Genomic DNA, 23,735 nt, shown 5'->3' with positions numbered 1-23,735 from the left:
AGGAGCTAGTGAGTGATTAAATTAGAAAGAATTCGTCAAGAAGAAAAAGAATATCATGATTATTGTTATGATCACTATAAGCTGTTTGAAAAAGGTTCGTGGCTTTATAAACCTGTAAGAACAGTGATGGAAATCGTTCCTTTATTAAGTGATTTAAAAAATATTCAAATATTAGATTTAGGCTCTGGTGTGGGAAGAAATAGTATTCCATTGATTCAGGTATTGAAAGACCAAGGTGTTTCAGTGGATTGCGTTGATATTCTCGACTCTGCTTTAAGGAAATTAGAACAATATAGTCAAGAGTTTAAAGTTATTGATCATGTCACACCCATTAAGGCCGATATAAGTACATATGAAATCAAAGAAAATACATATGACCTTATTGTAGCTGTATCCAGCCTGGAACATTTAGATTCTGTAGAATCTCTAAAAGATGTTCTTCAACGAATGGAGAGGGGAACTCGAACGGGAGGAATTAATTGTTTGATTGTAAACTCTGAGGTCACAGAGACAGATGTTGAAACTCAAAAATCAATTGATGTCTTTATGGAAATTAACATGAATACGAACGATATGACGAAGTTGCTTAGAGATACATATTCTAACTGGGAAATCCTAAAAACAGTTGTGAATCCTTTAAGTTACGAAATCGTGCGCAATCAAAAACCTGTTGTTCTTGCAACGAATGCCATAACGTTTGTTGTAAGGAAAAAATAAGTATGAAAGCTTTCAGCAAGTTGATTGGAAGCTTTTTTTAACGGATATTTTTAGGTGGATAGTCTCATGACAAAAATAAAATAGCCTGATGCTTTCATTTTTTTGACTAAATCAGTTCTTTCTACTCATTAAATTAACCCAACCCAAATCCCCTTCCTATTTATAGAAGTTTTTGAGATGATTATTTCACTGATGTAAAACATAATTTACCAAGTGCGAACGAATGCGCAGATTGTAGTAATCCGCTTGGATGGAAAGGGAAGGTAGAATAAATGAAAAGTACGGGGATTGTTAGAAAAGTGGATGAGTTAGGAAGAATTGTAATTCCAATTGAGTTGCGTCGAATGATGGATTTAGATATTAGAGATGGCATTGAGATTTTTGTAGAAGACGACCGTATTATTTTAAAGAAATACATACCGAATAACTCTTGTGTGATTACAGGAGAAATAACTGATGACAATACAGCCTATGCTGGCGGAAAGTTCGTACTCAGTCCGAATGGTGCAAAAGCACTTTTAGAAGAATTAGAATTGATGGTCTAAGTGTGGAGGAACACCAGTGACAATGGAAAATGGAAGAACCGTTTATCTCCTATCAGGGCCGGCAGGAGTCGGCAAATCAACAACATCAACGGAACTGGTAAATCGTTTAACTCATAGTGCCTATCTATCAGGCGATGATATCAGTCATATGCACAGAAACGGTAGAGAGAAACCTTGGGAAAGTGAGCGGGAGCATGATTTGATCTGGCATAACATCCTTCATCTTACAAGAAACTTTGTTCGATATGGAAGTGACGTTGTTATCGATTACATCATCTTTCCAAAGGATGCTGAATGGTTAAGCAATCAGCTAAGAGATTTCGCTGTTACGATCAAATACGTAGTTCTTTGGGCAGATAAGGATACATTGGTAAAAAGGGATGCCTTGCGAATTGAAGAAGAACGAATGGGCGAAAGATGTTTGATTCTTTTTGATGAGTTCTTACAGTCAGGGCTAAATCACAAGCATCTTCTTCATACAAGTCTCCTTACTCCTCATGACATACAACATGTCGTCCGTGAGATCGAAACAGATAATCGATTCAAACACATATAAAAAACATGCGGCCAGGAAGCTGCATGTTAGTTGTGGAAAGTCGTACGGAAGATCCTTATTTTTTAAATAATTGTACCCAAGCTCCCTCAAAATAACCAACTCCGATAGAGTCGTAGTTAGAGCTTAAAATGTTTTGGCGGTGACCAGGACTGTTCATCCAGTCTGTCATAACTGCTTGTGGTGAAGTTTGTCCTTTTGCAATGTTCTCACCTGCAGCTGTGTAATCGATTCCAAAGCTGCGCATCATGTCAAACGGAGATCCGTAAGTCGGTGAGTTGTGATCAAAATAGTTATTTTGAATCATGTCTTTAGCTTTTGCTAAAGCTACATTGCTGAGTTCAGCATCAAGTGTTAATGGGGCAAGGCCGGCTTTTTGACGCTCTGCATTTACAAGCTGTGAAACTTGTGTAGCAGTAGAACCGACAGAAGGTTGTGCAGTAGCTGCGGATTTAGGTGCTGACTGTTGTTTAGCAACAGAAGCTGGCAGCTCGATCACTTGACCAGAGTAAACCCAGTTGATCTCTTTGATCTGTGGGTTTGCCTGTTGAATTGCCCATAAACTAACATTTGACGCCGAAGCGATTTTGTTAAGTGTCTCTCCAAGTACTACTTTGTGGAGATTTGAAGAGGATGGAATGTATAGCGTTTGACCAGGATAGATGTTATGGCTACTCAACTGATTCATTCCGATTACATTTGATACGCTTACATTTTGGTGCTGTGCGATCTTCCACAGTGTGTCATTTTGTTGAACCGTATATGGTGTTGAAGCATGTGCTGCTGTTGTCATAGCGAGAAAAGCAGCCAATGAAAAAGATAATATTTTTAAACGCATAATATCCCCCGTATATCCAGTTCCTCCAACGACTTTCCCTATTTAAATGTTCACATAATTTTGACCACGAAACAACTGGTAATGAGAGAAAAATTTTGTAAATAATTGTATAGGAAAGGGTTTTTGTGTCAGGAAGTCGAAGTAGTCGTCTAACAACATTCAGAAAGGGTGGATATTATGAATCTGCACCAAGCAGCAATGGATGGGAATATAACAGTGGTTGAAGAACTTTTGAAAAACGAAGAAACAAACATAAACGAACTCAGTGAAGGATGGTCATCACTTCATCTAGCGGCTCATTTTGGCCATTTGGAGATTGTGAGACTGTTGCTTGATCACGGAGCGGATGTTCATGTGAAATCCGGTAATAATATGGCTAACACTCCGCTTCATGCAGCGGCAGCAAATATGAAGAATCGACAAGAGATGATGAGTCTTCTTCTATCGCATGGAGCGGATATTAACGAAAAGCAGAGCGGAGGATGGACTATTCTCCATCAAGCCGCTCAGCATAACGATCCTGAGATGATCGCTTACTTTATTGAAAAAGGAGCAGATCCTTACCTAGCCAAAGAAGATGGAAAAACAGCGCTTGAATTGGCCGAAGATGAAGAAGCGCATGAAGCCGCTGAAATTTTGAGAAACAGCACACTGAATAAAATCTAAAATACAGGACCCGTCCTGTATTTTTCTTTTTCTCATAATTTGTTATTATAGGTAAGGTAGTTTTTTAAGAAGTATAAGTAGGTGGTAATGATGGACTTTCAAGTATTATTGTATTATAAATACGTAACAATCGAAGACCCTGAAGCATTTAAAGAAGAACATCTCGCTCTATGTAAGGAGATCGGGTTAAAGGGCAGAATTCTTGTAGCGAATGAAGGAATCAACGGAACCGTTTCAGGAACGGTAGAGCAAACCGAATCATACATGCAGTTCATGAAAAATGACCCTCGTTTTGCGGATACGGTTTTCAAAATAGAAGGATCGAACGAACATGCCTTCAAAAAGATGAAGGTTCGCGTTCGTCCAGAGCTCGTCCACTTAAGTTTAGAAGACGATGTGAATCCAAACGAACTTACAGGTAAACATCTTTCTCCAAAAGAGTGGCTCGAAGCGATGGAATCAGAAGATGTGGTAATCTTAGATGCCCGTAACACATACGAATACGACCTTGGCCATTTTAAGAATGCGATCAGACCAGACGTAGAAACATTCCGCGAGCTGCCACAATGGGTGAGAGAGAACTTCAGTCAGTTTAAAGATAAAAAAGTTCTTACTTACTGTACAGGCGGTATACGTTGTGAAAAGTTCTCAGGTTTCCTGGTTAAAGAAGGATTCAAGGACGTATCTCAGCTTGAAGGCGGAATCATATCCTACGGCTATGATGAAGAAGCCAAAGGTAAGCTATGGGACGGAAAGTGTTATGTGTTTGATGAGCGGATCTCTGTACCGGTTAACCGAACAGGGGAAGAGGTTGTAGTGGGTAAGTGTTATCATTGCGGAAACCCCGAAGAACGTTATGTGAAATGCGGAAATCCAGAATGCAACGCGCATCTGTTGATGTGTGAAGAGTGTGAGCATGAACATAAACGCTCGTGCAGCACAGAATGCAGGGAACATCCGTGGAATCGTTATATCAAAGAATGTGAAGCAGAAAGTTCTCCTTTGTAGGAGGACTTTTTCTATTTTAAGAGTAAGTTGATAAATATGAGTGTACTCTGCAGGAGGAAAATGGTTGATATGTACGTTTCAGGGAAACAGAGATAAAGAATTACGTAGTAATCTCAATTAATTACGTAGTAATCGGATTTTTATACGAGGTAATATGAATTAATTACGTAGTAAATTTATTTTTATCCGTAATCCCCCGAATTGTTATTCCTAATATTGGATGACGTGAAGTAATATGAGAAGTAGGGGGAATAATAATGAAAATAACTTTGAGTTTATGTATTTTAATCTTTGTCAGTCTTTCGTTTTACAGCTCAAGTTTCATAACAACTTTCGATTCGAGTTTGAGAGAGCTTATTTTAAATCTCCGAAGAGATTGGTTAAATGAAATCGTACTAGCCTTCACTCACGTAGGGGACGCCAAAGTGCTCGCGGGACTCTGCTTACTCGGCGCGATTGTACTTTTCAAAATGAAACAATGGAAAAATAGCTTGTTGTTGATTGGAAGTATTCTGGTTTCTTATGGTCTGAACTTGCTAGTGAAATCCATGTTTCAGAGAGAACGGCCGTTAGATTTCCGCCTTCTTGAAGAAGACGGATTTAGTTTTCCGAGTGGTAACGCCATGGTAGGGACAACGTTTTATTTGTTTGCAGCGGTTCTTGTCTACCAAAGGTTTCAAAAGCGCTGGATCTTAGTTGTAGGTGTTATCCTTCCTTTCTTACTTGGATTAACCCGTGTTTATGTCGGTGTTCATTATCCATCTGATATCTTAGCAGGGTTTGCGCTCGGTATTGTTACGGTAATCGTACTTAGCAAACTTACCGATAAAAGTGCGAAACAATTAGAAAGCGTTAACAGAAACAACACAAATACCGCTGTATAACATATCAATTATTGTGCGAATTTGGTATAATAAGACGGAATTGTTTACCGAAAGGGTGCAAAGATATGTTACCAATCGTATTTCCAGAGAACAAACTTGAGTACATACCGGCTTTGATTACGCTTGCTCTCTTTACGATTTTTGCTTGGAGAACGGTAGTCTTTTTTAAGAAACATTCTGCAAAAGAGTTAAAGAGAGCACAATTAATAGAAGAAGATTTGTTAAGCCAAGAGCTGAAGAACAAGGACTTATGACGAGTTCTTGTTTTTTTTTGAAAAAATTTATATTTCTATGAATAGGTTTTCAGATTTAACCCATACTACATTTAACGGAAAACAAATAAGTTTTTCGTACATATTATCCCAAAGGAGGGAAATCGCATGGCACGTAATAACAGCAACCAAATCGTGGTTCCTGGAGCACAAGGAGCTCTTGACGCAATGAAACAAGAGATCGCTGCTGAGTTCGGAGTACATCTTGGACCAGACACAACTTCTCGTGCAAACGGATCTGTAGGTGGCGAAATCACTAAGCGTCTTGTAGCACAAGCGCTAGGCGGACTTCGTTAATCAGTAACCTCCTTGTAAGAAAAACCCGGAATTCGTTCCGGGTTTTATTTTTTTTGTCTAAATATGATCCGTTCCTTCCACAAGAATCATGTATAATGAAAGCGGTGACATACTAGTAATTTGTCGGGGGAGTGGATTTCAATGACAGAGCAAAAAAAATTGGACAGCAAAGAAACGGAAAAAGGACTTCACACAGACTTTATCAATTCAATGACGTATGGCGAGTACCTGAACCTAGATAAGATCTTGTCAGGTCAGAAACGGCTATCCGGTCATCATGATGAAATGTTGTTTATAATTATCCACCAAGTATCAGAGCTATGGATGAAACTCATCCTTCACGAGACGCGTTCAGCGATTTCTTCCATTGAAGATGGAAACCTTCATTCAGCCTTTAAAATGCTTGCGCGAGTTTCTAAGATTCAGTCTCAGATCATCGAATCATGGGATGTACTTTCTACTTTGACGCCAGCAGAATATATGGAGTTTCGCGATAAGCTTGGACAAGCATCAGGCTTTCAATCGTATCAATATCGCATGATTGAATTTGCACTCGGTTATAAGACACCGCACATTTTGGAAATCTACAAAAAAGACGCTGACCTTCACGAACAGCTAACAGCTGCACTTCACACACCAAGTTTGTACGACGTTTCCATTCAGGCACTCGCGAAAGCCGGACTACACATCGACGACGAAGTACTGAACCGTGATGTGACGAAGCGTTATGAATATAACGCATCGGTAGAAGCAGCTTGGCTAGAAGTGTACCGAAATGTTGAGAAGTATTGGGATCTGTATGAATTAGCTGAAAAGCTTGTAGATATTGAAGATTGGTTGCAGCAGTGGCGTTTCCGACATATGAAGACCGTAGAACGCATCATAGGCTTTAAAGTAGGAACAGGGGGATCTTCAGGCGTGAACTATCTTAAGAAAGTATTAGATCAACGCTTCTTCCCAGAGCTTTGGGATCTTCGTACGAGTATTTAACCATTTTCGAAAAAAGCGTGCTGTTTACACAGTACGCTTTTTTTCTTTACTAGTATTTTTCTTTTTAAATATCTTTTCAATGCTATAAAAAATTCCACCACAAACCACGCCTATAACAAGTGGTTTCAAGATAAAACTTTGCTCAGTCCAGAACCAATTTATTAGAAATACGATTACGAAAGTTAGTAATGAGTGCATCACCAATTTTATAACAATTCCCCTCCGTTCCTTTTTGTATAAACCTTTAACATAAAATGTAATACAAAATTACATAAAAAGACATAAAAATGGATTAAAATCACAAAACGCAATGTTAAACTTAAGACATAGAAGACTACGTTCTCTTATTTTCAAACTTCTAAAATAGCTCATGATAAGGGAGATTCTCTATGAATGAAAACATCATGGTTTTATCTGACGGAAGACAATTAGGATATTCCCTATATGGAGACCTAAAAGGTATTCCATTATTCTTATTTCATGGAACGCCAGGGTCAAGAGTGTGGTTTACAGAAGATGATTCAATCGCTAAAGAATTAGGAATTTTTTTGATTGCTACTGATCGTCCTGGGTACGGTCTTTCAGATAAGAAACATCATTTTAAACTACTTGATTATGCTCAAGATATGGAAGAACTAGCAAAGCATTTAGAGTTAGAAAATTTCTCCGTATTAGGTGTTTCAGGAGGTGGAGCATTTGCTGCAGCTGTTACGTATGCACTTCCCAACCAAGTTGAGGTGTGTATGTTGGTTGGTACGGCAACACCATTTGAAAATGGAAAACCTCCAACAACGATGTCAAAAGAGAATCGAATCGGTTTTTATATGACGAAGTACTGTCCGTGGTTACTTAAGCAATTAGAAAAATTAAAGAAAAAATTGATCGATCAGAAGCCAGAGTTGTACATAAAAAATTTGAGAAAAGGTGGTTCTTATCTCTCAGATTGGGATAACAATATGCTTCAAAGGGATGAAGTTCTTGAAAATGGAGTGCTCCATTCTAAGGAAGCTTACCGACAAGGAGTAGATGGAGTAATCGATGAGAGCAAATTATTAACGAAAGACTGGGGTTTTAAAGTAGAGAAGTTAACTACTCCAGTAATCGTTTGGCATGGAGAGAAAGATACATTTTCATCTTTCATTGAGGTGAGAAACTTGGCTAACAAAATTCCTCAAGTAGAAACCCATTATCTAGAAGAGGCTGGACATTTTTTAACTGAAAGTGACGAAGTTTGGAAGTCCATTTTAACTAGCTTTAAAGAATCCGTTTTTAAGTCCTAACAGGCTTCAACGATAGACATGAGTAGATTGGGGGAAACAACTTGAAAAAGCAGATAGTAGCGGCCATTTTTGGAGGATGTATAGGTGCCATTCTAGGAGTTATTGCTTATAACAATAACTGGCTAGGTTAACGTAAATACCAATATTGAAGTTATCTTTTAGAACCGGCCATGTAAGTGATATTGAAGGTTATTCGTTCACAATGTTTGTTAACTATGTTACGCTCGTATCATCAAAAATTTTCCATTTATGTAGTCCATGTCAAAAGATAGTTTGTACATAAAGGATGTAAGGGATCGGAGAGCAAAAATTTGAATTTAAACAGAAGTATGGTTGTTGTGGGATTAATCCTAATGACGATTGTTTCATTTTCTAATCTTGTTGGGGTTAGTATTGCAGGGTTATCAGTAATTTTGGGTATTACGTTTTTCTTTATCCATAGAAGATTTGGTAAGAGAGATACAGATGGGTTAGACATTAAAGCGATACGTACATATGTAAAACAGAAAGCAATATGGTTTTGGATTGCTTTACCTTTAGTGATGAACATCATTTGCTTTGCTTTAGCAGCTCTTTTCCTACCAGAATTCATTGACCATATTCATAGTAGAACACAGTTTGTAATCTCTTTTGATAAATTATTGTTGCTCGTCTTACAACTTGCCGTTTTAGCATTAGGGGAAGAAATTGCATGGCGTGCGTTTTTCCAAAATCAATTAAGTAAGTATATACCTATCATTCCCACGATCATTTTGACTTCAAATATATTCTCGCTCGGCCATTTCGCAGTTGGTAATGCTGTTGTGGTCAGTTATGATATTTTCTTCATTTTCATCAACAGTGTCATTTATGGCGTTATTTTTTATAAAACGAACAATGCTTGGATAAGTACGATCTCACATTTTATAGCAAATGTGTTTAGTGTTATACTCATATCTTTTTTTATATTTTAGAAAGATAAACGTTTATAATTGTTATACCACTGTACATAGGAGGAACTTTAATGAATTCTATCAATCTGCTTATCTTAAATTTGAATGAAGTAAGAAGAAGGAGTATTAAAGTTTGGACATCTATTCCTCAAGAAAAGCTTCATTGGAGACCCGACTCTGAAGCAATGAGTTGTTTAGAAATGATACGCCATGTCCTAGAAAGTGAGCATTATTATCACTTGGCCATTAAGAATAGAGGTAGTTTAGAAAGCTTTGAATCTCCCTTTGAAAACAAACCATATACCACTGTGAAAAACGAATTGATATTTGCCGAACCATACCGAAATGATTTTATACATACCGTACAATCATTTTCTGAAGAAGATTTATCAGAGATAAAAATCGATCGTTCAGAATCAGGCTATATTCGAGATCTCGGAGATATGCTGCTAAGGATCGCTTATCATGAGTCTGTTCATACTGGGCAATTATTGGATTACTTAAGGTCAGCAAATGTCCCTCGAATAAGAGTATGGGATTAAAGATAGAGGGATAAAGAGTAACGAATTCTCTTTTGAGGGAGAAAATAAGAAAAAACAATTCAATTCGCATAGTAATTAGCACTTTAAATCGCAACTTAATTCGTTGCGATTTTTTCTTGATATATAAGGGTTTTGATAAAAAACCGCTTTTCTCACCTAATTAGCCCCCAATTCGCACGTATTTTAGCAATAGTGCAATAACTATTGTCACTTTGGTATGGAAATTCACTTGTCAATTGACTTGCCATTTTTAGCGGAAAAGGATTAAAAGACGGTAAAATCGAATATATCATTATGTTAAGAATGTGCTGCGTGGAATAAATACGAGTGGATAAAGGTAAGAAAATGACATATGTAGTAGGAGAAGTATGAATATGAGCAAAGGCAGATACAGGAGATCTATTAGAGGGTTGTTCAGGGAAATTACAAGTGAATTATTATTTGAATTGCTATGGAATATCTTAACTTTTATTCCAAGAATGATGTTCCGCTTAATAAAAAGCATTTTTAACCACTATTAAACAATCGGGCTAGATTTTGGAATAGCAACTGAATACTGGTTTAAAGAGATTTAATGGAATTGAGAAAGCATGGCTAAGGTGAATTTAGATGATTGGGAAGGTCAGGAGAATGGATAGATGGGTTCAAATATTGGCGAGGTGTACCATAAAATGCGACCTGCCTATATTCTGGGTAAGTGGATAAATAATGAATAAAAATGGGTGCATCAACGAGAGCGGGATAGTTTGTGTAAAATGGACGGTCACCATAGATAATTCCACTAAGTGCAAGAGTCATTTGTTTTTTGAAAGTCTTAAAACGAATTTCTGCAACTTTTTGAGTGAACTCCCCACCATCTACATACGCTTTTCCGACTAAATTAAAACGTCTATGTAAATCTTTTTTCCATTCTGCTAATACTTCGTCACGCATTACGGGGTTAATTGATTTATAGTTGTACACATATCCTATAGCCAAAAATAATTCTGCTGTAATATCTGAATGCGTGAGAGTATATTTCCTTCCTTCAACTGGTTGAATGAAAGTAGTAGGTGGAATAAGTTTTACGAATAATTTCTGTGGATTAAAAGCGGACATATAATCCCCCCTTTTAAGATGAATCTGCTTGAGTCCGTATAAAATAAATACTTATATGTATTACTTTATGTGTGTGTGTATAACAAAATGACTTGATGGTGCCTGTTAAGTATGTGAAATTCTTGTGTCTTATTGTATGAACGGGGCTTGAGTTGAATAAGATCATCAAAAACGGGTGCGTTGTTCCAAGAAGGAAACTGAATATATACATAAGAGATTTGGGACATAGGAAAGAATTTTTTTTAAGAAAGTTTTTAATAATGAAAATTTATTGGGCTATTTTTCTTTAAATGAATATTGAAAAAATCTACATGACCAGACAAAACCTGGTCTTTTTTTTATGCTATTTATGCAAACGGGTTTACCAAGTACGATTTTCACCTCAAAAAGAGTACCTGTTACAAGTAGAGAGGATGTATTTTTTTATTTCATTCTATTGATGCATCAATTAAACAACCAGTTATTTAAACACATGAACCAAAACGCCACAATCGGTATATGATGGATAATCTCTCTAGAACCTGAAGAAAGAGGTGCATGTTTGAAGATATACTTTTGGTTTTTCTTGTTGATTTCCACCTATAATTTTCTGTGGATTGATATGAGCAATTTCCGTGAGTTAATGAATCTGATCATAACTGTGATAGGTCTTTTAGGTATCTACGGATATGTTTACAAAAAAGAAATCTTTCGAAAGAGCTTTTGGAGAATTTTCTTTATGTTTGACCTTCTCTACACGATGGGTTTCATGTTATTGGTTTCGAAAGAGAAATACATGCGAATTCATTCCAATGATGAATTCATATTTGCTTCATTAGTGGTTTTGATCTTTCTCTTCGTCTATTTCAGAACCCTCTATAAATACGCATTTAAGGAAACAGGTAAATAACTAACGAGAAGAGTACCGCAAGCAGGGTACTCTTTATAAAATTTTTGAGAATTACAAAATCCACCCGTTAAGAACCATCCCTATGTTTATGACAAAATGAAACAGGATTGCGGGATAGATACTCTTTGTCTTTAACACCACCAAAGCATAAAATAGCCCTCCAAATGAAAAGGATAGACTCATTAGAATAGGAATGCCGATGGATAGGTGTAGCAGCCCAAACCCGATACTAGTAACGAGAACGGCATAAAAGGTTGAAACGTACTTTTTTAAAGATGATAACAATAGCCCTCTCCAAAGTAATTCCTCCAGTACAGAATTAATCAGAGAAAAGACCAGTGCAAAGATAAGAAGAGATTGCGAAAAACTTGTACTCTCCATAAAAAGGAGGGGAAAGAATATGGTCATTGATCCTAATAAACCAAACCCTAAAAAGGTTAAAGTCTTAATGGTATGATTAGGAAACTCGATACGACTATTCCAGTTTGGCATCACCGTATAAAGGTTTACTCCTTCTTTAGTCCTTCTAATAGAGATAACTGTTCCTAGTATTAGAACGAATAAGAGGCTCCGATTTAGCACAATCTTTGCTTCTTTAGAAATCCCAAACTGAGCGATTACGTCATTTCCTAAAATGAATAATACAAACCCAGACAAAAAGAAGACGAAGAGGGATACGGTAGGTCGATGTTTAAAGTTAATTCTATATAGTACAAACAAAGATAATACTGAGAGCATACCTAAACTGAACATCCTGTACGAAAAAAAGATAATGCCTAGAAAAAATAAGCATGTTAAAGAAATGAGTGCATAATTATTTTTCACGAGTTGTATAACGGATCTCTCCTTTATCAATACAAACAAAATCTCCAAGTACATATATTTCTACATTTTTTTACAAAAAACCTTCCTAAATTTAACACTTCAGTTACTTATCAACTTTTTTCTTAGCGTGTCGATGGATCTTAAAGGTCTATTTATAAAGCGATAGTACAGACTCTCCGATTACTTTTACCGATTCTATCAATGAGGAAGGAGAAATAATTTTCATCTGATTTCCAAACCCAATGATATAAGATGCAGCTTCTTGCTTTGTATCAAAGGTCAGTTTTACGGGAAAGCATCCGTTTTCATTCGGTGAATCCATACTCACAACTTGTGCAAAGCGACCGCTAAAGGATAAGCGTTCTATAATTGATGGAGATGCTTCAACTTCAACTTCGAAAACAGGTAAATTCCGAACAAAATTCTGTTTCGATTCAGCCCAGAAATCAGCAAGTTGAAAATCAGCTGGTCTGATGAATGTTTCATTCAACAACACAGCTGACTTTATTCGAGATACTCTAAAATTTTTGATCTCTTGATTCGATACCGCAATCAGGTACCATGTACGTCCTTTTGCGACGAGCCCTAATGGTTCTACGATTCTCTCTGATGAATCCTTGTTTGCTTTTTCGTAAGCAATACGTATTTTACGATCTTCCCATAGTGCTTGCTGTAGCTGATTAAGTGCAATCGATTCGTGTTTGGATTGTTTCCAAGGATCTATATCAATATGGATTCTGTTCCATAAGTTATCCGCTTGTGATTGTAGTGTGTTTGGAAGAGCGGCTAACAGCTTTTGCCGTGCTTCTTTCCAGTCTTTTGTATAGCCAAGATCACTTAGAAGCTGAAAAGAAGGGGAAAGAAACAACGTTTTTAATTCGCTGTCTTTCAATCCAGTTAAGCGTGTTCTGTACTGATCCACAAGCCGCCATCCACCGTGTTTGCCTCGATCGGCTAGTACAGGAATTCCTGCAACACTTAACGCTTCCATGTCACGGTGGATCGTTCGCTCTGTTACTTCTAATTCGTTGGCTAATGCCTTTGTTGTCATTTTCCCATGATTCTGTAACAACAATAAGATGCTGATCAAACGGTCTGCTCTCATCTATTCACTCCTAATTTTTAATATGACATTGGATGTCACCTTTTAAGGTTAAACTAAAGATAGATCAAAAAAGGAGTGAATGCAAATGAAACCTTTAGAAGGAAAAATTGCACTAGTAGCCGGAGGAACACGTGGAGCAGGACGCGGGATTGCGATGGAATTGGGAGCAGCAGGAGCGACTGTCTATATCACAGGCAGAACGACACGTAACTCGGTATCTGAATACAACCGACCAGAAACCATTGAGGAAACGGCAGAATTAGTAAACGAACTAGGTGGCATTGGAATCCCAGTTCAAGTCGATCATCTTGTTGCAGAACAGGTTGAAGCTTTAGTAAAACGTATTGAAAAGGAACAAGGTAGACTAGATATTCTAGTGAACGATATTTGGGGCGGAGAGAATATCATTGAATGGAGTACACCTGTGTGGGAACATTCCCTTGAAAAAGGATTACGCATGCTACGTCTAGCTGTTGATACTCATCTCATTACTAGTCATTACGCGCTTCCCTTGTTGATAAAGAACGAAGGCGGACTCGTGATCGAAATGACAGATGGGACAAAAGAATACAATGAGAACAACTATAGAGTGTCCATGTTTTACGATTTAGCTAAAACGTCGGTTAACCGAATGGCAAAAGCGCTATCGCACGAACTGTCACCGTATAAGTGTACAGCGGTTTCCGTGTCACCCGGCTGGATGCGTTCAGAAATCATGCTTGAAGTATTCGGGGTGACAGAAGAAAATTGGCAAGATGGCATTGAGAAAGATCCGAACTTTGCCATATCTGAAACACCCCGCTTTGTTGGAAGAGCCGTAGCAGCATTAGCGATGGATGATAACCGACATGAACTAAATGGACAATCTTTCTCTAGCGGAGACCTGGCTAAGAAATATGACTTTTATGATTTAGATGGCTCACAGCCTGATTGTTTCCGATATTTGGTGGAAGTCGTCGAGGCAGGTAAGCCAGCGAATGTAGAGGGATATAAATAAATAAATGTGAGATTTTCTAACTAATGGAGAATTGAGCATAATTACTCAAACGTTATAGACACAAGTGCGTTAATTCCAAAAGGATTAACGCTTTTTTATATGGAACTTATAAAACAAACAATTATAGAAAATAAGGAGTGGTTAGAATATATGGGTATTGGTAACGAAAACATTCCAGTATGGGCATACGAAAAAATAGAGGTAAAAAAACCAGATCCTAACCGGGAAAAACAAGGTATTTCGGAAAGGGAAGAACTATCTTATCTCCTTTCATCATTTGGGGTTAACCAGGTAGAACATATAGGAAGTACCTCTATAACTAACCTGCCAGCAAAACCAATTATCGACTTAATGGCTTCGATTCCATCATTTAAACAAATTAACAAAATAGAAGAGACTCTCTATGCACACAATTGGCATTATGTACCTCCTGAACTAGACAAGCAGCCTTGGCGTAGATTCTTTGTAAAAGTGGAGAACGACAAACGAATAGCACATTTACATCTCATGTTAGATGGAGAAGAACGATGGAATCAACTTCTGGAATTCAGAGATAAGTTAAGAGCCAACGCACACCTAGTGAAAGAATACACTGCTTTAAAAAGTCATTTAGCACAAGCGTATGTTACTGACCGCGAGAGATATACAGAAGGAAAAACAGCATTTATTAATAGGGTATTAAAAAGCTAAGGGTGCATTTCTATTAAGGTTTTTTAATGACTCATTAATCATATGATGAAATAAGGTTATAAAGTTAAAAGTGAGCTGACTATACGTGTATCAAAAAATGTGATTGGGGTTTAAGTACCGATTGATTTACTGCAATTAGTCGAAACAATGGTTAAGGCTTAACTTACTAAAAGAATGGAGAGGAACTTTTTGAAAAAATATTTACCGCTTGCATCAATTACCATCTTCGTCCTTACAATCTTAATTTTGTCGCTTTTGATAGGGAAAGTAACGGGGCAAGTTGGAACTAACATTCTATTTATTGGTGTTATAACATCTATCTTAACAGCTTTAATGAGTAAAAAAGGTGGTCCAAAAACCACTCTATTGATCTTTTATGGTTTGATCTTCGTAGGCTTTTTAACCATTGCAATTAATTTAGGTAAATCAGGACTTTAAATGAAAGACTGAATCAAATCTTTATATTTATTAATCTGTACAATTTTTGAAAAAGTTCATACGTGAACGACCAAATTTTATAGTCGTTCTTAAGTATGCTATTACACTTTTGATAGATTGCTTATTCTAATATTTTCTACTATATTTACAGTTTACTTATTGTGCTAAAATTAAAACAGTTTTGAAAGAGGGGAGGGATTAAGAAATTGCGGGTATTTTCGATATTCGTTTTACTTTGTGTATGTCTGAAAATGTCTTTCGTCCCAAACTACTTTCATACCGAGAGTGCTGGTTCTGAAGTAGCTTATGAATGGGCGGCACACTCTATAGCTTCGGATGACATTTCTATTATCATAACGAAAAACGTCATTGAGAGTAAAAAAGTTCAAAAGGCTTTGAATCCATTTCAGAACAGAAGTGTAAAAAAAGTACATGTAGAAAACAAAGATGATTTAAAGTCAACAAATGAAAATCCTCATAAGAAAGCACTGTTTCTTAATCCTTTCCTCTATCAATCCAGTTAGCTCTGACTTTTTAAGTAGGAATCTGTTTATTGCTACTTAGAAAAAGAAGAGGAGATATCTCAGATGAAAGAGATTACATTATTTAGCGTTCTTACAATCGTTTTAGTACTAGTTGCCACACATTTTTTTAATCAGTACATTCCAGAGCATCAATACCCAACTCTATTCAAATTCCTAAAGAACATATAGATTGTTGAAGGACTTGCTGAGCAGATATCCTGAATAGTATTTAGAGCGGCGTTAATCCAAAGGGGATTAACGCCTTTTTTATGCATTTATGTAGCAGGATCGAATGGGCACTGTGATAGGTGTACAAGCACTTTCTGAGAGATTTCATAGAATATAGGAATCGAAGGTATACCTTCGGGAATTTAGGGGGGATTAGTTATGGGTTGGATTGGAAATAATTCAGGTCATCATTCTTGTGGGTGTAACCAACGCGTTGAACGTGAGCGACATGGATGTGGATGTAAGCAGCGCGTTGAACGTGAACAACATGAATGTGGCTGTCACAAAAAAGTAAAACTTCGTCAAACTGAAGGTCAGTTAAGAAGAGAAATGTGTAGCAGATGCAATTGGGCTCATTATAGAAATGATGATGCTTGGAGAAGACTTTGTAGAAACAGAGTAGAAAGTGTTCGAGTGGTTTCAGAAGCTCCAAACTGTCATTTACGCAATCGATTAGGCAATGGAACTGGTCAATAATAACAAAAATCTTAAAAAGTTAACGAACAAACACTGAAGAAAACAAAAAGTGGACCTTATCATTAAGGTCCCTTTTTGTTGTGCATGATTATTTGTTTTTCTCGCTTAAGTTACGAATTTCTCTCTCGATCAGATACACAGATAGTTCGAATGCTTCTATACGTCTTTTCGCTAAGGTGATCTGAGACTTATACCGGTTTGGATTTTCTTTACCTTCTAGCGTTTTAACGGTTTCTTTTAGTTTATGAATGGTTGAGTCAAGTTGACGTTTAGCTTCAACTAAATGAGCTCGTGTAATCTCCATAGGTATCCACCCCTTCGAATTCCTTGAATAAGTAAGTATACCAAACTTTTATGTGGCGATAATGTGGAAGAATGACGAAATAGGAGTTGTATACCTTGATATATATTTATAATGATTTTGGTGGTAAGCATACTTCATCATTAGCTGCCGCTTACCATTTAAAGAAGTTGCCTTCACATACGAAGCTTACAAAGAAACAGATCTTACATGTACCGTATTTCAACAAACTGAAAACATCAGATATGGGTAAGCTCATTTTTCATGGTGAGGATGAAGAAGGCCATGCCGTATATACGGTAGGTCGAGGGAATTCAAAAATCTTCGTACCTGGCTTAAAAGAACTGTTCGATATCTTACGAAAGAAAAATGCATCAGAGGAGAAACTGATCTTTTCAAATACATCACCAACTGTTCCACTATCCATGACCTTTGGAGGATTGTTCTCAAGACGGCTAGGCATTGATTTTATTGGAGTTCCGTTACTTGTAAAAGGTGCTAAAAAGGCATCAGCCCAAATTGAATATCTGGTTGAGCATACGAAAGAGATGGCGAAAAACACGACAGAACAAGTACTCATCATAGATAACCAGAAGAAGTTGTTAAACGCCAGTTTATCTTGATTTACGTTGGCCCTACAAAAAAAGACACCTGATAAGTTAGGTGTCTTTTTAGTGATGCAAATTAAGAAAACATGCGAAACAATAGCTTACCAATCCAAACAGCAAACAGTATCCAAATGATTATAAAAAGAATACCCACAAACCAATTCTTAGGTTTACTGTTCTTCTTGAGGAGTTCAGCCATTTTTCGATTCTCGTTAATGACTTCATTTGGTATGAGTTTTAAAGCAAGAGAGATTCCGAGCGGTACAAGGATGAGATCATCTAGATATCCTAATATGGGAATGAAATCTGGGATTAAATCGATTGGACTAAAAGCATATGCCACCACACAAATGGCTACGATTTTAGCTACTAAAGGAGTTCGCGAATCTTTGTAAGAAAGGTAAAGAACAAAAATATCTTTTTTTAGTTTCTGTGCATAGTTTTTTAAACGATTCAATGTGCTCATTAGAAACCACCATTTTCTTCTTATTATAGATTCACGACTACTACGGTACAAGTTGTTCAATTACAAATTAGCCGTGATCTTAAAGCTATCTTCTTTAAGAAGGAGATGTGTGCTTTGTATTGAATTCAAAGTTGTACCATCTAAAGATGAAACGGAGGTTTTTAACATGAGTGATTTGAAGTTAATAGAAACCTACAAAAGCTTTCTGCAAAACTATTCACAAGAACAACTAAGGTATATACCTGAACAAGGGGTTTGGTCGGTTGGACAAATGTATGACCATTTGAATGTTGTAGCCCATGAATATCTCGATTGTGTAGAAGATTGTGAGAAAGCTGATGAAGAGGAACATCAAGGAAAGACCGAGTTCGGAGAATATTTATTTAACATTGGTTGCTTTCCTCCTATTAAAATTAAATTGCCGGAAGAACTAGATGCCCCATCGGACAATTCAGAATCGAAAGAAGAGATAATAGAAGAGATCGATCGGCTAATGAATAGAATGAGAGAATTAGAAACACGAGTAGGAAAGATAAATCCCCAATATAAAATGAAGCATGGTGGCTTTGGGTGGTTAAATGCTCAAGAGTGGTTATCTCTTGTCGGTATGCATTTTCGTCATCATCTTCGTCAAAAGTATGAGCTAGATCAGAGGCTTAAAAATATAGGAGTTTTGTCTAGGGAATAGTTCGATTTTTTCATAGACTATGCTTTGTAGTATATAAGGAGATGCGTGCAAAGTCATGATTACGGGTACATACCTTCATATACAGAATGCAAGGATAGGATAGAGTAATTTTGATAAAAGCTGTACTGTTTGATTTGGATGGAACCCTATTGGATCGCGACACATCGGTTAAGAAGTTCGTTGAAGACCAACATACTCGGCTTTCATCCGTACTGTCCCATATACCAAAAAAATTGTATGCAAAACGATTTATTGAGTTAGAGGAGAACGGATACGTGTGGAAGGACAAAGTGTACCAAAAGCTAGCGGAGGAGCTGGCTGTTAGAAGAATGCCGCCAGGAGAATTGCTCGATGATTATTTAACGCAATTCAAGCACCATTGCACCCCGTTTCCAAATCTTATTAGTATGCTAGAGGAGCTGAAGAAAAAAGGATATCGCCTCGGCTTGGTCACGAACGGTTACGGTGTGTTTCAGTATGACACAATTCAAGCACTAGAGATAAAAGAGTATTTTGACACCATCCTTGTTTCAGAGATGGAAGGATTGAGAAAGCCTGATCCACTCGTTTTTCAGAGAGCGGCAGAAAGATTAAACGTTAAGACGGAAGAGTGCGTGTTTGTGGGCGATCACCCCAAAAATGACGTGGAAGCTGCTAGAAACACCGGAATGGTTGCCGTCTGGAAAACGAGCCCTCATTGGAATGAAGCGGAGGCAGCCGACTATACGATAAGCGATCTGTCAGAGCTTAAGCTAATTCTAGAAATCCATGAAAAGGCAGTGCAGCTTTCAAATTGAAGAGAAGAGTATTGTTCTATTTTGGGATACCTTAGTGCATTTCATGATGATTATTATTTGTTTGACTTATAGAAGTATAGAAGAGGAACACATATGCAAATACTTCTTTTTTTGAGGGAATCTTAATGGAAAGCATTAATAATCTAACTGATGCAGAATAACATAAATTTGAGTAATCAAATAATCAACTCTTATTCAAATGATAAGTTAATTGCTTTGGAACAACGGAAAAAAATGTTGATAACAAATCTGGAGGTGAGTGGTTGAATCGATTTAGATTGCGACTTATTTATAATCTATTTATCATTTTGATTGCATTATTAATAGGATTTTTTTACTTTCCTAGCGCTCAATCGCAATTTGCATTTTTAGTTTCAGGTATCGGCTTCTTCCTTACTCTTGGATTCATAATTCCTAAGTCGAAAAGAAACTTAAGAATGGGTTTTATGATTGCTTTCTTCCTAACTTTTTCGATGGTTTTTGCCATTTCTTATTTTAAGTGAAGTGTAGTTATAAAATGGGGAGCATTTATCCAAGAAGGATGAATGCTCTTTTTTATCGAATTAAATTAAGGTTACAGAATTGAGAAGAGAAGTGATAAAGAGATGAAATATGATCAAAAAGAGTTTTCAGAGGAGCTGTTAAAAGAAATTAGGAATATTGAAACAACGTTAAAAGACAATATTGATTTCTTACTTTTAAAGTATAGACCTATTTTTAATACGAAGAACTTGGTTTTTGATGGAGAGTTTCACATACAAGGTGACCATCCATTTACTCCCCAATACGTTTCCTCCATTTCGATTGGTATCTCAGAAGAAAAGGAAGAACTAATAGATCTGCACACAATAAAAATATGGGAATGCTATCGATCTTTCTTAGGAATGCCCATTTCAAAAAAGATTCCAGGCAGTAAAATTGTTGGGGAATTATTAGATGAAACGCTAGAAGAAGTTAAAGAAGAGTTAGTAGACTGTATTACCGACCTTTTAGCAGCATAATTATATTCAATCATCGGGTGGAGTTCTTATATCAATAAAGTGTGTTTATTTAAAAGTTAAGAAGGGACCGAAAATGGTGAAACACAATGAAGTATATAATCTTTGTCATGTTTTCTTTAGTTAGTTGGTGGATGTTCTTTGTTTGGATTTTTAGCCATATGTATTTTGTGGACCAAATGGATTATGGAGCTTTCCTGTATACTTCTGTTTTTGCTTTTAGTCCCTATCTATCCGCTACCGTTACTTATTTTACTTATAAGTTTTGTGTAAAATCAAAATCAATCTTACAAGTTCTAACCATGATCTACATACTTACATCCATTTATGGTATTGATCAATTTTAAAAATATTGAGCATGAGTTACTGCTTAATAGATGTCATGTCTTAAAGGGGATAAGCTTTGAAAACAAAACAACTGTTTTTCGTAATTGTTCTTTTTTTATTTTGCATAACGGGGTGTACAACTCCTTTTGATGGAAATGGTCAGAAAACAGAACAGAATGAAAAGGACTTTCCTCCAACGGTTCCAGGATTTATTAAAATTGAAGGTGTCAGACATGAGATGGAACCAGGAAATTATAGGTGGGAAAGAAAAAAGGGATTAGAAACTGAAGCAGTAACAACGGATGCAGCATCACCTTATCAAATTGGTGAGGGGTTTGATGCTATAGAAGTAAAACCAGGCGCTGATATTGCAATCGAAATAAAAGATAAACCGAAACTATCTGTTTTTCCGTGGGACGGAGATGGTAGCGGTAAAGAAATCATATTAGACAACAATCGTTTATCCGCTCCGGCAAGTAAAGGTCGATACATCTACGAGGTTTTAGCTGAATGGTCTAATGGTGAAATATCTTACACGTTTGTTGTTGATGTTGACTGATTAACGATGGCAATTGTATAAACTACAGATTTTCAAGGTTAATGAGTTCTTTAATTTAGTCTAGGAGGTTGCACGTCAGATGACAGCTAAATTTAAACCTATGACGTTTGAGATGGAAACCGATCGACTATCCCTTAGTCTATGGAAGGAATCAGATGCATCATGGTATAGAGAACTTATTGCAGAACGGGGCAAAGGTATGCCGACTATAGTTACTGCTCGTAAGAATGTCACAACTTTACGTAATCGAGCATTGGAAAGTGGTATCGCGTTACTCACTATTCGTCGTCGAGAACAAGGCGATTATATTGGGTACTGCGGTTTGATTATTGGTCGTTCTACACTTGAAGAACCGGAGATTGCATACGAGTTGTTCAAAAGAGTACACGGTAATGGCTATGCGACTGAGGCAGCAACCGTAATCGTAGATGCTGCAGTTGCAACCGGACGACACAAGCTTTGGTCGACAGTACGGGCTTGGAATGCTGCATCCTTCCGAGTGTTAGAAAAGCTGAGATTTGAACGTCACCACAGTACATGGGACGAGAGTGGAGAGATTGTTTGGAGTGTACGAGATCTTTAGAAGATTGAAACCATTCAAAATTTCTTCAAGTTAATGGATGTTAGATATTTTATTATAAAGAAAGAACCATAAGTGTACGGAGGATTGTATAAATGCCAGAAATAAATCATAAAACCTATATTAAAGTAACAGTAGAAGACGTGTATCATACAATTTCAACAGCTCAAGGTTGGAATGCATGGTTTACAGATGAAACGTCTTTAGAAATTTATCCAGACAGAACTGGTGAAATTCGGATGCGGTGGATAAACTTTGGTAGTGAAAAAGTAACAATTGAAGATGGCGGAAGTATACTTGAAGCAATTCCAAACCAAAAATTTGTGTTTCAGTGGTCACCAGGAGAACAAATTTCAACAGTAACCATTGAACTTAAACCTTTTAAAGACGGTACATTAGTAGTTCTGAATGAGTCTGGTTATACGCATTCAGAAAGAGACATACGTGCCTGCATCGGATGTTCTGTTGGATGGGGAGAAGCATTAGCCCTGTTAAAAGTATATTTAGAGCATGGAATAGTATATAAACAGGACTTAATTCTATAAATGATTGGAGAAAGTTATTTAAAGACATAAGGAGGTCTAGGATTAGATGCCAAAAAACGAAAACGAAGAAATACTAACTGGAGGAAATGTCTCAACCGTATTTCGACTAGGAGATACGGTTCGACGAGAACTAAAACCAGAAAGTACTACAGTTCACAAGCTATTAAAGCATTTAGAAAACAAAGGCTTCACTTATGCGCCAAAGTTTTTAGGTATTGATGAAAAGGATAGAGAGATCTTATCTTTTATAGAAGGTGAAGCTGGTCATTACCCGTTAAAAAAGTATATGTGGTCAGATGATGTAGTAATGGATATTGCCAAAATGCTTCGACGCTATCACGATGCTGTAACAGATTTTCCTATAGAAAAAGGTTGGCAGTCCATCGATCACACTCCAGAGCCTTTTGAGGTGCTCTGCCATAATGATTTTGCCATTTATAACATTATCTTTGATCACGAACAGCCGGTTGGAATCATTGATTTTGATGTAGCGGGTCCTGGGCCGAAACTTTGGGACATTGCCTATACCCTTTATACGTGCGTGCCTTTAAGCAGATTTTATCTAGATGAAACAGGCAAGACCATAAATTACAATCGTAGCCAGCATGCAAAAGGAATGAAAGAGAGAATTTCATTGTTTTTTGAGGGGTATGGTGAGGAAGTCAATCCTGATTTCTTGGAGATGGTGTTGCTCAGATTAAAAGGGTTGTGCACAACCATTGAAAGAAAAGCGAGTGAAGGTGACATAGCTTTTCAAAAAATGATAGACGAAGGGCATTTGGAGCATTATCTAGAGGACATTGATTTTATTCGTAGTCAAAGAAATGATTGGACATAGTAGCTGCACAGTACAAAGCTGGTCATTTTGTATAGGGTCACTTTTGGAGTACAGAAAGACAATAATTTAGGTCACGTTGCTTTTTGGTAAGCAAATCACTTGTTAAATAGCTTACCAATTTTAGCATTAAATTGTTCTTTTTCAACAAACGAGCAGGATTGTGGAATAAGTCCAAATAATTTATAAATGACATAATAGTGAATATGGGTGTGATACAAAATGGATAACTGAAG

The 23,735-nt window shown here is 36.9% G+C and carries 33 protein-coding genes; 27 read left to right on the top strand and 6 right to left on the bottom strand.

What is annotated here, in order from left to right:
- The first annotated feature begins 12 nt into the window (after window positions 1-12).
- From ABE65_RS12550 to ABE65_RS12540, 3 genes are all read left to right on the top strand, one after another.
- Window positions 13-717 carry a class I SAM-dependent methyltransferase gene (locus ABE65_RS12550; protein WP_066395398.1) on the top strand — a complete coding sequence of 235 codons (705 nt, stop codon included), beginning with the start codon at window positions 13-15 and terminating at the stop codon, window positions 715-717.
- 272 nt (window positions 718-989) lie between these two features.
- Window positions 990-1,262 (top strand): AbrB/MazE/SpoVT family DNA-binding domain-containing protein, encoded by a 273-nt coding sequence (locus ABE65_RS12545; protein WP_066395396.1) that lies wholly within the window; start codon window positions 990-992, stop codon window positions 1,260-1,262.
- Between the two features lie 22 nt (window positions 1,263-1,284).
- A complete protein-coding gene (locus ABE65_RS12540) occupies window positions 1,285-1,818 on the top strand; it encodes an AAA family ATPase (RefSeq protein ID WP_066400134.1) in 534 nt (177 codons plus the stop codon).
- Window positions 1,819-1,873: 55 nt separating this feature from the next.
- Here ABE65_RS12540 and ABE65_RS12535 read toward each other — a convergent pair whose 3' ends face one another.
- A complete protein-coding gene (locus tag ABE65_RS12535) occupies window positions 1,874-2,653 on the bottom strand; it encodes a LysM peptidoglycan-binding domain-containing protein (RefSeq protein WP_082861420.1) in 780 nt (259 codons plus the stop codon).
- Between the two features lie 177 nt (window positions 2,654-2,830).
- Between ABE65_RS12535 and ABE65_RS12530 the strand changes: the two genes are divergently transcribed.
- From ABE65_RS12530 to ABE65_RS12485, 9 genes are all read left to right on the top strand, one after another.
- Window positions 2,831-3,319: an ankyrin repeat domain-containing protein gene (locus tag ABE65_RS12530; protein WP_066395394.1), complete on the top strand. Its 489-nt coding sequence runs from the start codon at window positions 2,831-2,833 to the stop codon at window positions 3,317-3,319.
- A 90-nt stretch (window positions 3,320-3,409) separates the two neighbouring features.
- On the top strand, window positions 3,410-4,327 hold the full coding sequence (locus ABE65_RS12525) for an oxygen-dependent tRNA uridine(34) hydroxylase TrhO (RefSeq protein ID WP_066395389.1): 918 nt from the start codon (window positions 3,410-3,412) through the stop codon (window positions 4,325-4,327).
- Window positions 4,328-4,584: 257 nt separating this feature from the next.
- Window positions 4,585-5,211, top strand: coding sequence for a phosphatase PAP2 family protein (locus tag ABE65_RS12520; protein ID WP_066395387.1), 627 nt, complete (start codon window positions 4,585-4,587; stop codon window positions 5,209-5,211).
- 65 nt (window positions 5,212-5,276) lie between these two features.
- Window positions 5,277-5,465, top strand: coding sequence for a hypothetical protein (locus ABE65_RS12515; protein ID WP_066395384.1), 189 nt, complete (start codon window positions 5,277-5,279; stop codon window positions 5,463-5,465).
- A gap of 126 nt (window positions 5,466-5,591) precedes the next feature.
- The gene (locus ABE65_RS12510) at window positions 5,592-5,780 is read left to right on the top strand and encodes an alpha/beta-type small acid-soluble spore protein (RefSeq protein WP_066395381.1); all 189 of its coding nucleotides are present in this window, start codon (window positions 5,592-5,594) and stop codon (window positions 5,778-5,780) included.
- 141 nt (window positions 5,781-5,921) lie between these two features.
- Window positions 5,922-6,770, top strand: coding sequence for a tryptophan 2,3-dioxygenase (kynA, locus tag ABE65_RS12505; RefSeq protein ID WP_066395379.1), 849 nt, complete (start codon window positions 5,922-5,924; stop codon window positions 6,768-6,770).
- 389 nt (window positions 6,771-7,159) lie between these two features.
- Window positions 7,160-8,050, top strand: coding sequence for an alpha/beta fold hydrolase (locus ABE65_RS12495; protein ID WP_066395375.1), 891 nt, complete (start codon window positions 7,160-7,162; stop codon window positions 8,048-8,050).
- A gap of 311 nt (window positions 8,051-8,361) precedes the next feature.
- Window positions 8,362-9,003 (top strand): CPBP family intramembrane glutamic endopeptidase, encoded by a 642-nt coding sequence (locus tag ABE65_RS12490; protein ID WP_066395372.1) that lies wholly within the window; start codon window positions 8,362-8,364, stop codon window positions 9,001-9,003.
- 50 nt (window positions 9,004-9,053) lie between these two features.
- Window positions 9,054-9,524 (top strand): DinB family protein, encoded by a 471-nt coding sequence (locus ABE65_RS12485; protein ID WP_066395369.1) that lies wholly within the window; start codon window positions 9,054-9,056, stop codon window positions 9,522-9,524.
- Between the two features lie 594 nt (window positions 9,525-10,118).
- Here ABE65_RS12485 and ABE65_RS12480 read toward each other — a convergent pair.
- A complete protein-coding gene (locus ABE65_RS12480) occupies window positions 10,119-10,622 on the bottom strand; it encodes a staygreen family protein (RefSeq protein WP_066395367.1) in 504 nt (167 codons plus the stop codon).
- Window positions 10,623-11,163: 541 nt separating this feature from the next.
- On the opposite strand from ABE65_RS12480, the gene ABE65_RS12475 reads away from it, so the two are divergent.
- The gene (locus ABE65_RS12475) at window positions 11,164-11,511 is read left to right on the top strand and encodes a hypothetical protein (protein WP_066395365.1); all 348 of its coding nucleotides are present in this window, start codon (window positions 11,164-11,166) and stop codon (window positions 11,509-11,511) included.
- A 51-nt stretch (window positions 11,512-11,562) separates the two neighbouring features.
- On the opposite strand, the gene ABE65_RS12470 is transcribed toward ABE65_RS12475, so the two are convergent.
- Both ABE65_RS12470 and ABE65_RS12465 read right to left on the bottom strand, forming a co-directional pair.
- Window positions 11,563-12,249: a CPBP family intramembrane glutamic endopeptidase gene (locus ABE65_RS12470; RefSeq protein ID WP_082861572.1), complete on the bottom strand. Its 687-nt coding sequence runs from the start codon at window positions 12,247-12,249 to the stop codon at window positions 11,563-11,565.
- A gap of 235 nt (window positions 12,250-12,484) precedes the next feature.
- On the bottom strand, window positions 12,485-13,441 hold the full coding sequence (locus tag ABE65_RS12465; RefSeq protein ID WP_066395363.1) for a helix-turn-helix transcriptional regulator: 957 nt from the start codon (window positions 13,439-13,441) through the stop codon (window positions 12,485-12,487).
- An 85-nt stretch (window positions 13,442-13,526) separates the two neighbouring features.
- Here ABE65_RS12465 and ABE65_RS12460 point away from each other — a divergent pair, with 85 nt between their 5' ends.
- The 5 genes from ABE65_RS12460 to ABE65_RS12440 all read left to right on the top strand — a co-directional run bounded on the left by ABE65_RS12460 (window position 13,527) and on the right by ABE65_RS12440 (window position 16,795).
- Window positions 13,527-14,438: an SDR family oxidoreductase gene (locus ABE65_RS12460; protein ID WP_066395359.1), complete on the top strand. Its 912-nt coding sequence runs from the start codon at window positions 13,527-13,529 to the stop codon at window positions 14,436-14,438.
- Window positions 14,439-14,588: 150 nt separating this feature from the next.
- Window positions 14,589-15,128: a GrpB family protein gene (locus ABE65_RS12455; protein WP_066400127.1), complete on the top strand. Its 540-nt coding sequence runs from the start codon at window positions 14,589-14,591 to the stop codon at window positions 15,126-15,128.
- Between the two features lie 189 nt (window positions 15,129-15,317).
- Complete coding sequence (locus tag ABE65_RS12450) at window positions 15,318-15,566, top strand: hypothetical protein (RefSeq protein WP_066395353.1); 249 nt, start codon at window positions 15,318-15,320, stop codon at window positions 15,564-15,566.
- A 251-nt stretch (window positions 15,567-15,817) separates the two neighbouring features.
- Window positions 15,818-16,090 (top strand): hypothetical protein, encoded by a 273-nt coding sequence (locus ABE65_RS12445; protein WP_156499176.1) that lies wholly within the window; start codon window positions 15,818-15,820, stop codon window positions 16,088-16,090.
- Window positions 16,091-16,477: 387 nt separating this feature from the next.
- A complete protein-coding gene (locus ABE65_RS12440) occupies window positions 16,478-16,795 on the top strand; it encodes a hypothetical protein (protein ID WP_066395349.1) in 318 nt (105 codons plus the stop codon).
- Window positions 16,796-16,883: 88 nt separating this feature from the next.
- Here ABE65_RS12440 and ABE65_RS12435 read toward each other — a convergent pair whose 3' ends face one another.
- Window positions 16,884-17,099, bottom strand: a complete 216-nt coding sequence (locus tag ABE65_RS12435; RefSeq protein ID WP_066395347.1) for a hypothetical protein — start codon at window positions 17,097-17,099, stop codon at window positions 16,884-16,886.
- Between the two features lie 95 nt (window positions 17,100-17,194).
- Here ABE65_RS12435 and ABE65_RS12430 point away from each other — a divergent pair, with 95 nt between their 5' ends.
- Window positions 17,195-17,719, top strand: a complete 525-nt coding sequence (locus tag ABE65_RS12430) for a DUF3189 family protein (protein WP_066395346.1) — start codon at window positions 17,195-17,197, stop codon at window positions 17,717-17,719.
- Window positions 17,720-17,780: 61 nt separating this feature from the next.
- On the opposite strand, the gene ABE65_RS12425 is transcribed toward ABE65_RS12430, so the two are convergent.
- Window positions 17,781-18,170 (bottom strand): YkvA family protein, encoded by a 390-nt coding sequence (locus ABE65_RS12425; protein WP_066395344.1) that lies wholly within the window; start codon window positions 18,168-18,170, stop codon window positions 17,781-17,783.
- 166 nt (window positions 18,171-18,336) lie between these two features.
- Between ABE65_RS12425 and ABE65_RS12420 the strand changes: the two genes are divergently transcribed.
- The 8 genes from ABE65_RS12420 (at window position 18,337) to ABE65_RS12380 (ending at window position 23,502) form a co-directional block, all read left to right on the top strand.
- Window positions 18,337-18,858, top strand: coding sequence for a DinB family protein (locus ABE65_RS12420; RefSeq protein ID WP_066395343.1), 522 nt, complete (start codon window positions 18,337-18,339; stop codon window positions 18,856-18,858).
- Between the two features lie 110 nt (window positions 18,859-18,968).
- Window positions 18,969-19,655, top strand: coding sequence for an HAD family hydrolase (locus tag ABE65_RS12415; RefSeq protein WP_066395342.1), 687 nt, complete (start codon window positions 18,969-18,971; stop codon window positions 19,653-19,655).
- Window positions 19,656-20,260: 605 nt separating this feature from the next.
- Window positions 20,261-20,656 carry a hypothetical protein gene (locus tag ABE65_RS12405; RefSeq protein ID WP_066395335.1) on the top strand — a complete coding sequence of 132 codons (396 nt, stop codon included), beginning with the start codon at window positions 20,261-20,263 and terminating at the stop codon, window positions 20,654-20,656.
- 86 nt (window positions 20,657-20,742) lie between these two features.
- Window positions 20,743-21,000, top strand: coding sequence for a hypothetical protein (locus ABE65_RS12400; RefSeq protein WP_066395332.1), 258 nt, complete (start codon window positions 20,743-20,745; stop codon window positions 20,998-21,000).
- A gap of 56 nt (window positions 21,001-21,056) precedes the next feature.
- On the top strand, window positions 21,057-21,539 hold the full coding sequence (locus ABE65_RS12395; RefSeq protein WP_066395331.1) for a hypothetical protein: 483 nt from the start codon (window positions 21,057-21,059) through the stop codon (window positions 21,537-21,539).
- Window positions 21,540-21,618: 79 nt separating this feature from the next.
- Window positions 21,619-22,122: a GNAT family N-acetyltransferase gene (locus tag ABE65_RS12390; protein WP_066395328.1), complete on the top strand. Its 504-nt coding sequence runs from the start codon at window positions 21,619-21,621 to the stop codon at window positions 22,120-22,122.
- 92 nt (window positions 22,123-22,214) lie between these two features.
- The gene (locus ABE65_RS12385) at window positions 22,215-22,664 is read left to right on the top strand and encodes an SRPBCC family protein (protein ID WP_066395326.1); all 450 of its coding nucleotides are present in this window, start codon (window positions 22,215-22,217) and stop codon (window positions 22,662-22,664) included.
- A 46-nt stretch (window positions 22,665-22,710) separates the two neighbouring features.
- Window positions 22,711-23,502 carry a phosphotransferase gene (locus ABE65_RS12380; RefSeq protein ID WP_066395323.1) on the top strand — a complete coding sequence of 264 codons (792 nt, stop codon included), beginning with the start codon at window positions 22,711-22,713 and terminating at the stop codon, window positions 23,500-23,502.
- The last annotated feature ends 233 nt before the right edge of the window (window positions 23,503-23,735 follow it).

It is taken from the genome of Fictibacillus phosphorivorans (assembly GCF_001629705.1).
In the GTDB taxonomy this organism is placed as follows: Bacteria; Bacillota; Bacilli; order Bacillales; family Fictibacillaceae; genus Fictibacillus; species Fictibacillus phosphorivorans_A.
This window is presented reverse-complemented; position numbering and strand designations above follow the sequence as displayed.

Bases quoted from the DNA above. Each gene is read 5' to 3' on its own strand.
- ABE65_RS12545 (WP_066395396.1), top strand. From the start codon at position 990: ATGAAAAGTACGGGGATTGTTAGAAAAGTGGATGAGTTAGGAAGAATT.
- ABE65_RS12540 (WP_066400134.1), top strand. From the start codon at position 1,285: ATGGAAAATGGAAGAACCGTTTATCTCCTATCAGGGCCGGCAGGAGTC.
- ABE65_RS12535 (WP_082861420.1), bottom strand. From the start codon at position 2,653: ATGCGTTTAAAAATATTATCTTTTTCATTGGCTGCTTTTCTCGCTATG.
- ABE65_RS12530 (WP_066395394.1), top strand. From the start codon at position 2,831: ATGAATCTGCACCAAGCAGCAATGGATGGGAATATAACAGTGGTTGAA.
- ABE65_RS12525 (WP_066395389.1), top strand. From the start codon at position 3,410: ATGGACTTTCAAGTATTATTGTATTATAAATACGTAACAATCGAAGAC.
- ABE65_RS12520 (WP_066395387.1), top strand. From the start codon at position 4,585: ATGAAAATAACTTTGAGTTTATGTATTTTAATCTTTGTCAGTCTTTCG.
- ABE65_RS12515 (WP_066395384.1), top strand. From the start codon at position 5,277: ATGTTACCAATCGTATTTCCAGAGAACAAACTTGAGTACATACCGGCT.
- ABE65_RS12510 (WP_066395381.1), top strand. From the start codon at position 5,592: ATGGCACGTAATAACAGCAACCAAATCGTGGTTCCTGGAGCACAAGGA.
- kynA (WP_066395379.1), top strand. From the start codon at position 5,922: ATGACAGAGCAAAAAAAATTGGACAGCAAAGAAACGGAAAAAGGACTT.
- ABE65_RS12495 (WP_066395375.1), top strand. From the start codon at position 7,160: ATGAATGAAAACATCATGGTTTTATCTGACGGAAGACAATTAGGATAT.
- ABE65_RS12485 (WP_066395369.1), top strand. From the start codon at position 9,054: ATGAATTCTATCAATCTGCTTATCTTAAATTTGAATGAAGTAAGAAGA.
- ABE65_RS12480 (WP_066395367.1), bottom strand. From the start codon at position 10,622: ATGTCCGCTTTTAATCCACAGAAATTATTCGTAAAACTTATTCCACCT.
- ABE65_RS12470 (WP_082861572.1), bottom strand. From the start codon at position 12,249: ATGCTCTCAGTATTATCTTTGTTTGTACTATATAGAATTAACTTTAAA.
- ABE65_RS12465 (WP_066395363.1), bottom strand. From the start codon at position 13,441: ATGAGAGCAGACCGTTTGATCAGCATCTTATTGTTGTTACAGAATCAT.
- ABE65_RS12460 (WP_066395359.1), top strand. From the start codon at position 13,527: ATGAAACCTTTAGAAGGAAAAATTGCACTAGTAGCCGGAGGAACACGT.
- ABE65_RS12455 (WP_066400127.1), top strand. From the start codon at position 14,589: ATGGGTATTGGTAACGAAAACATTCCAGTATGGGCATACGAAAAAATA.
- ABE65_RS12445 (WP_156499176.1), top strand. From the start codon at position 15,818: ATGTCTTTCGTCCCAAACTACTTTCATACCGAGAGTGCTGGTTCTGAA.
- ABE65_RS12440 (WP_066395349.1), top strand. From the start codon at position 16,478: ATGGGTTGGATTGGAAATAATTCAGGTCATCATTCTTGTGGGTGTAAC.
- ABE65_RS12435 (WP_066395347.1), bottom strand. From the start codon at position 17,099: ATGGAGATTACACGAGCTCATTTAGTTGAAGCTAAACGTCAACTTGAC.
- ABE65_RS12425 (WP_066395344.1), bottom strand. From the start codon at position 18,170: ATGAGCACATTGAATCGTTTAAAAAACTATGCACAGAAACTAAAAAAA.
- ABE65_RS12420 (WP_066395343.1), top strand. From the start codon at position 18,337: ATGAGTGATTTGAAGTTAATAGAAACCTACAAAAGCTTTCTGCAAAAC.
- ABE65_RS12405 (WP_066395335.1), top strand. From the start codon at position 20,261: ATGAAATATGATCAAAAAGAGTTTTCAGAGGAGCTGTTAAAAGAAATT.
- ABE65_RS12400 (WP_066395332.1), top strand. From the start codon at position 20,743: ATGAAGTATATAATCTTTGTCATGTTTTCTTTAGTTAGTTGGTGGATG.
- ABE65_RS12390 (WP_066395328.1), top strand. From the start codon at position 21,619: ATGACAGCTAAATTTAAACCTATGACGTTTGAGATGGAAACCGATCGA.
- ABE65_RS12385 (WP_066395326.1), top strand. From the start codon at position 22,215: ATGCCAGAAATAAATCATAAAACCTATATTAAAGTAACAGTAGAAGAC.
- ABE65_RS12380 (WP_066395323.1), top strand. From the start codon at position 22,711: ATGCCAAAAAACGAAAACGAAGAAATACTAACTGGAGGAAATGTCTCA.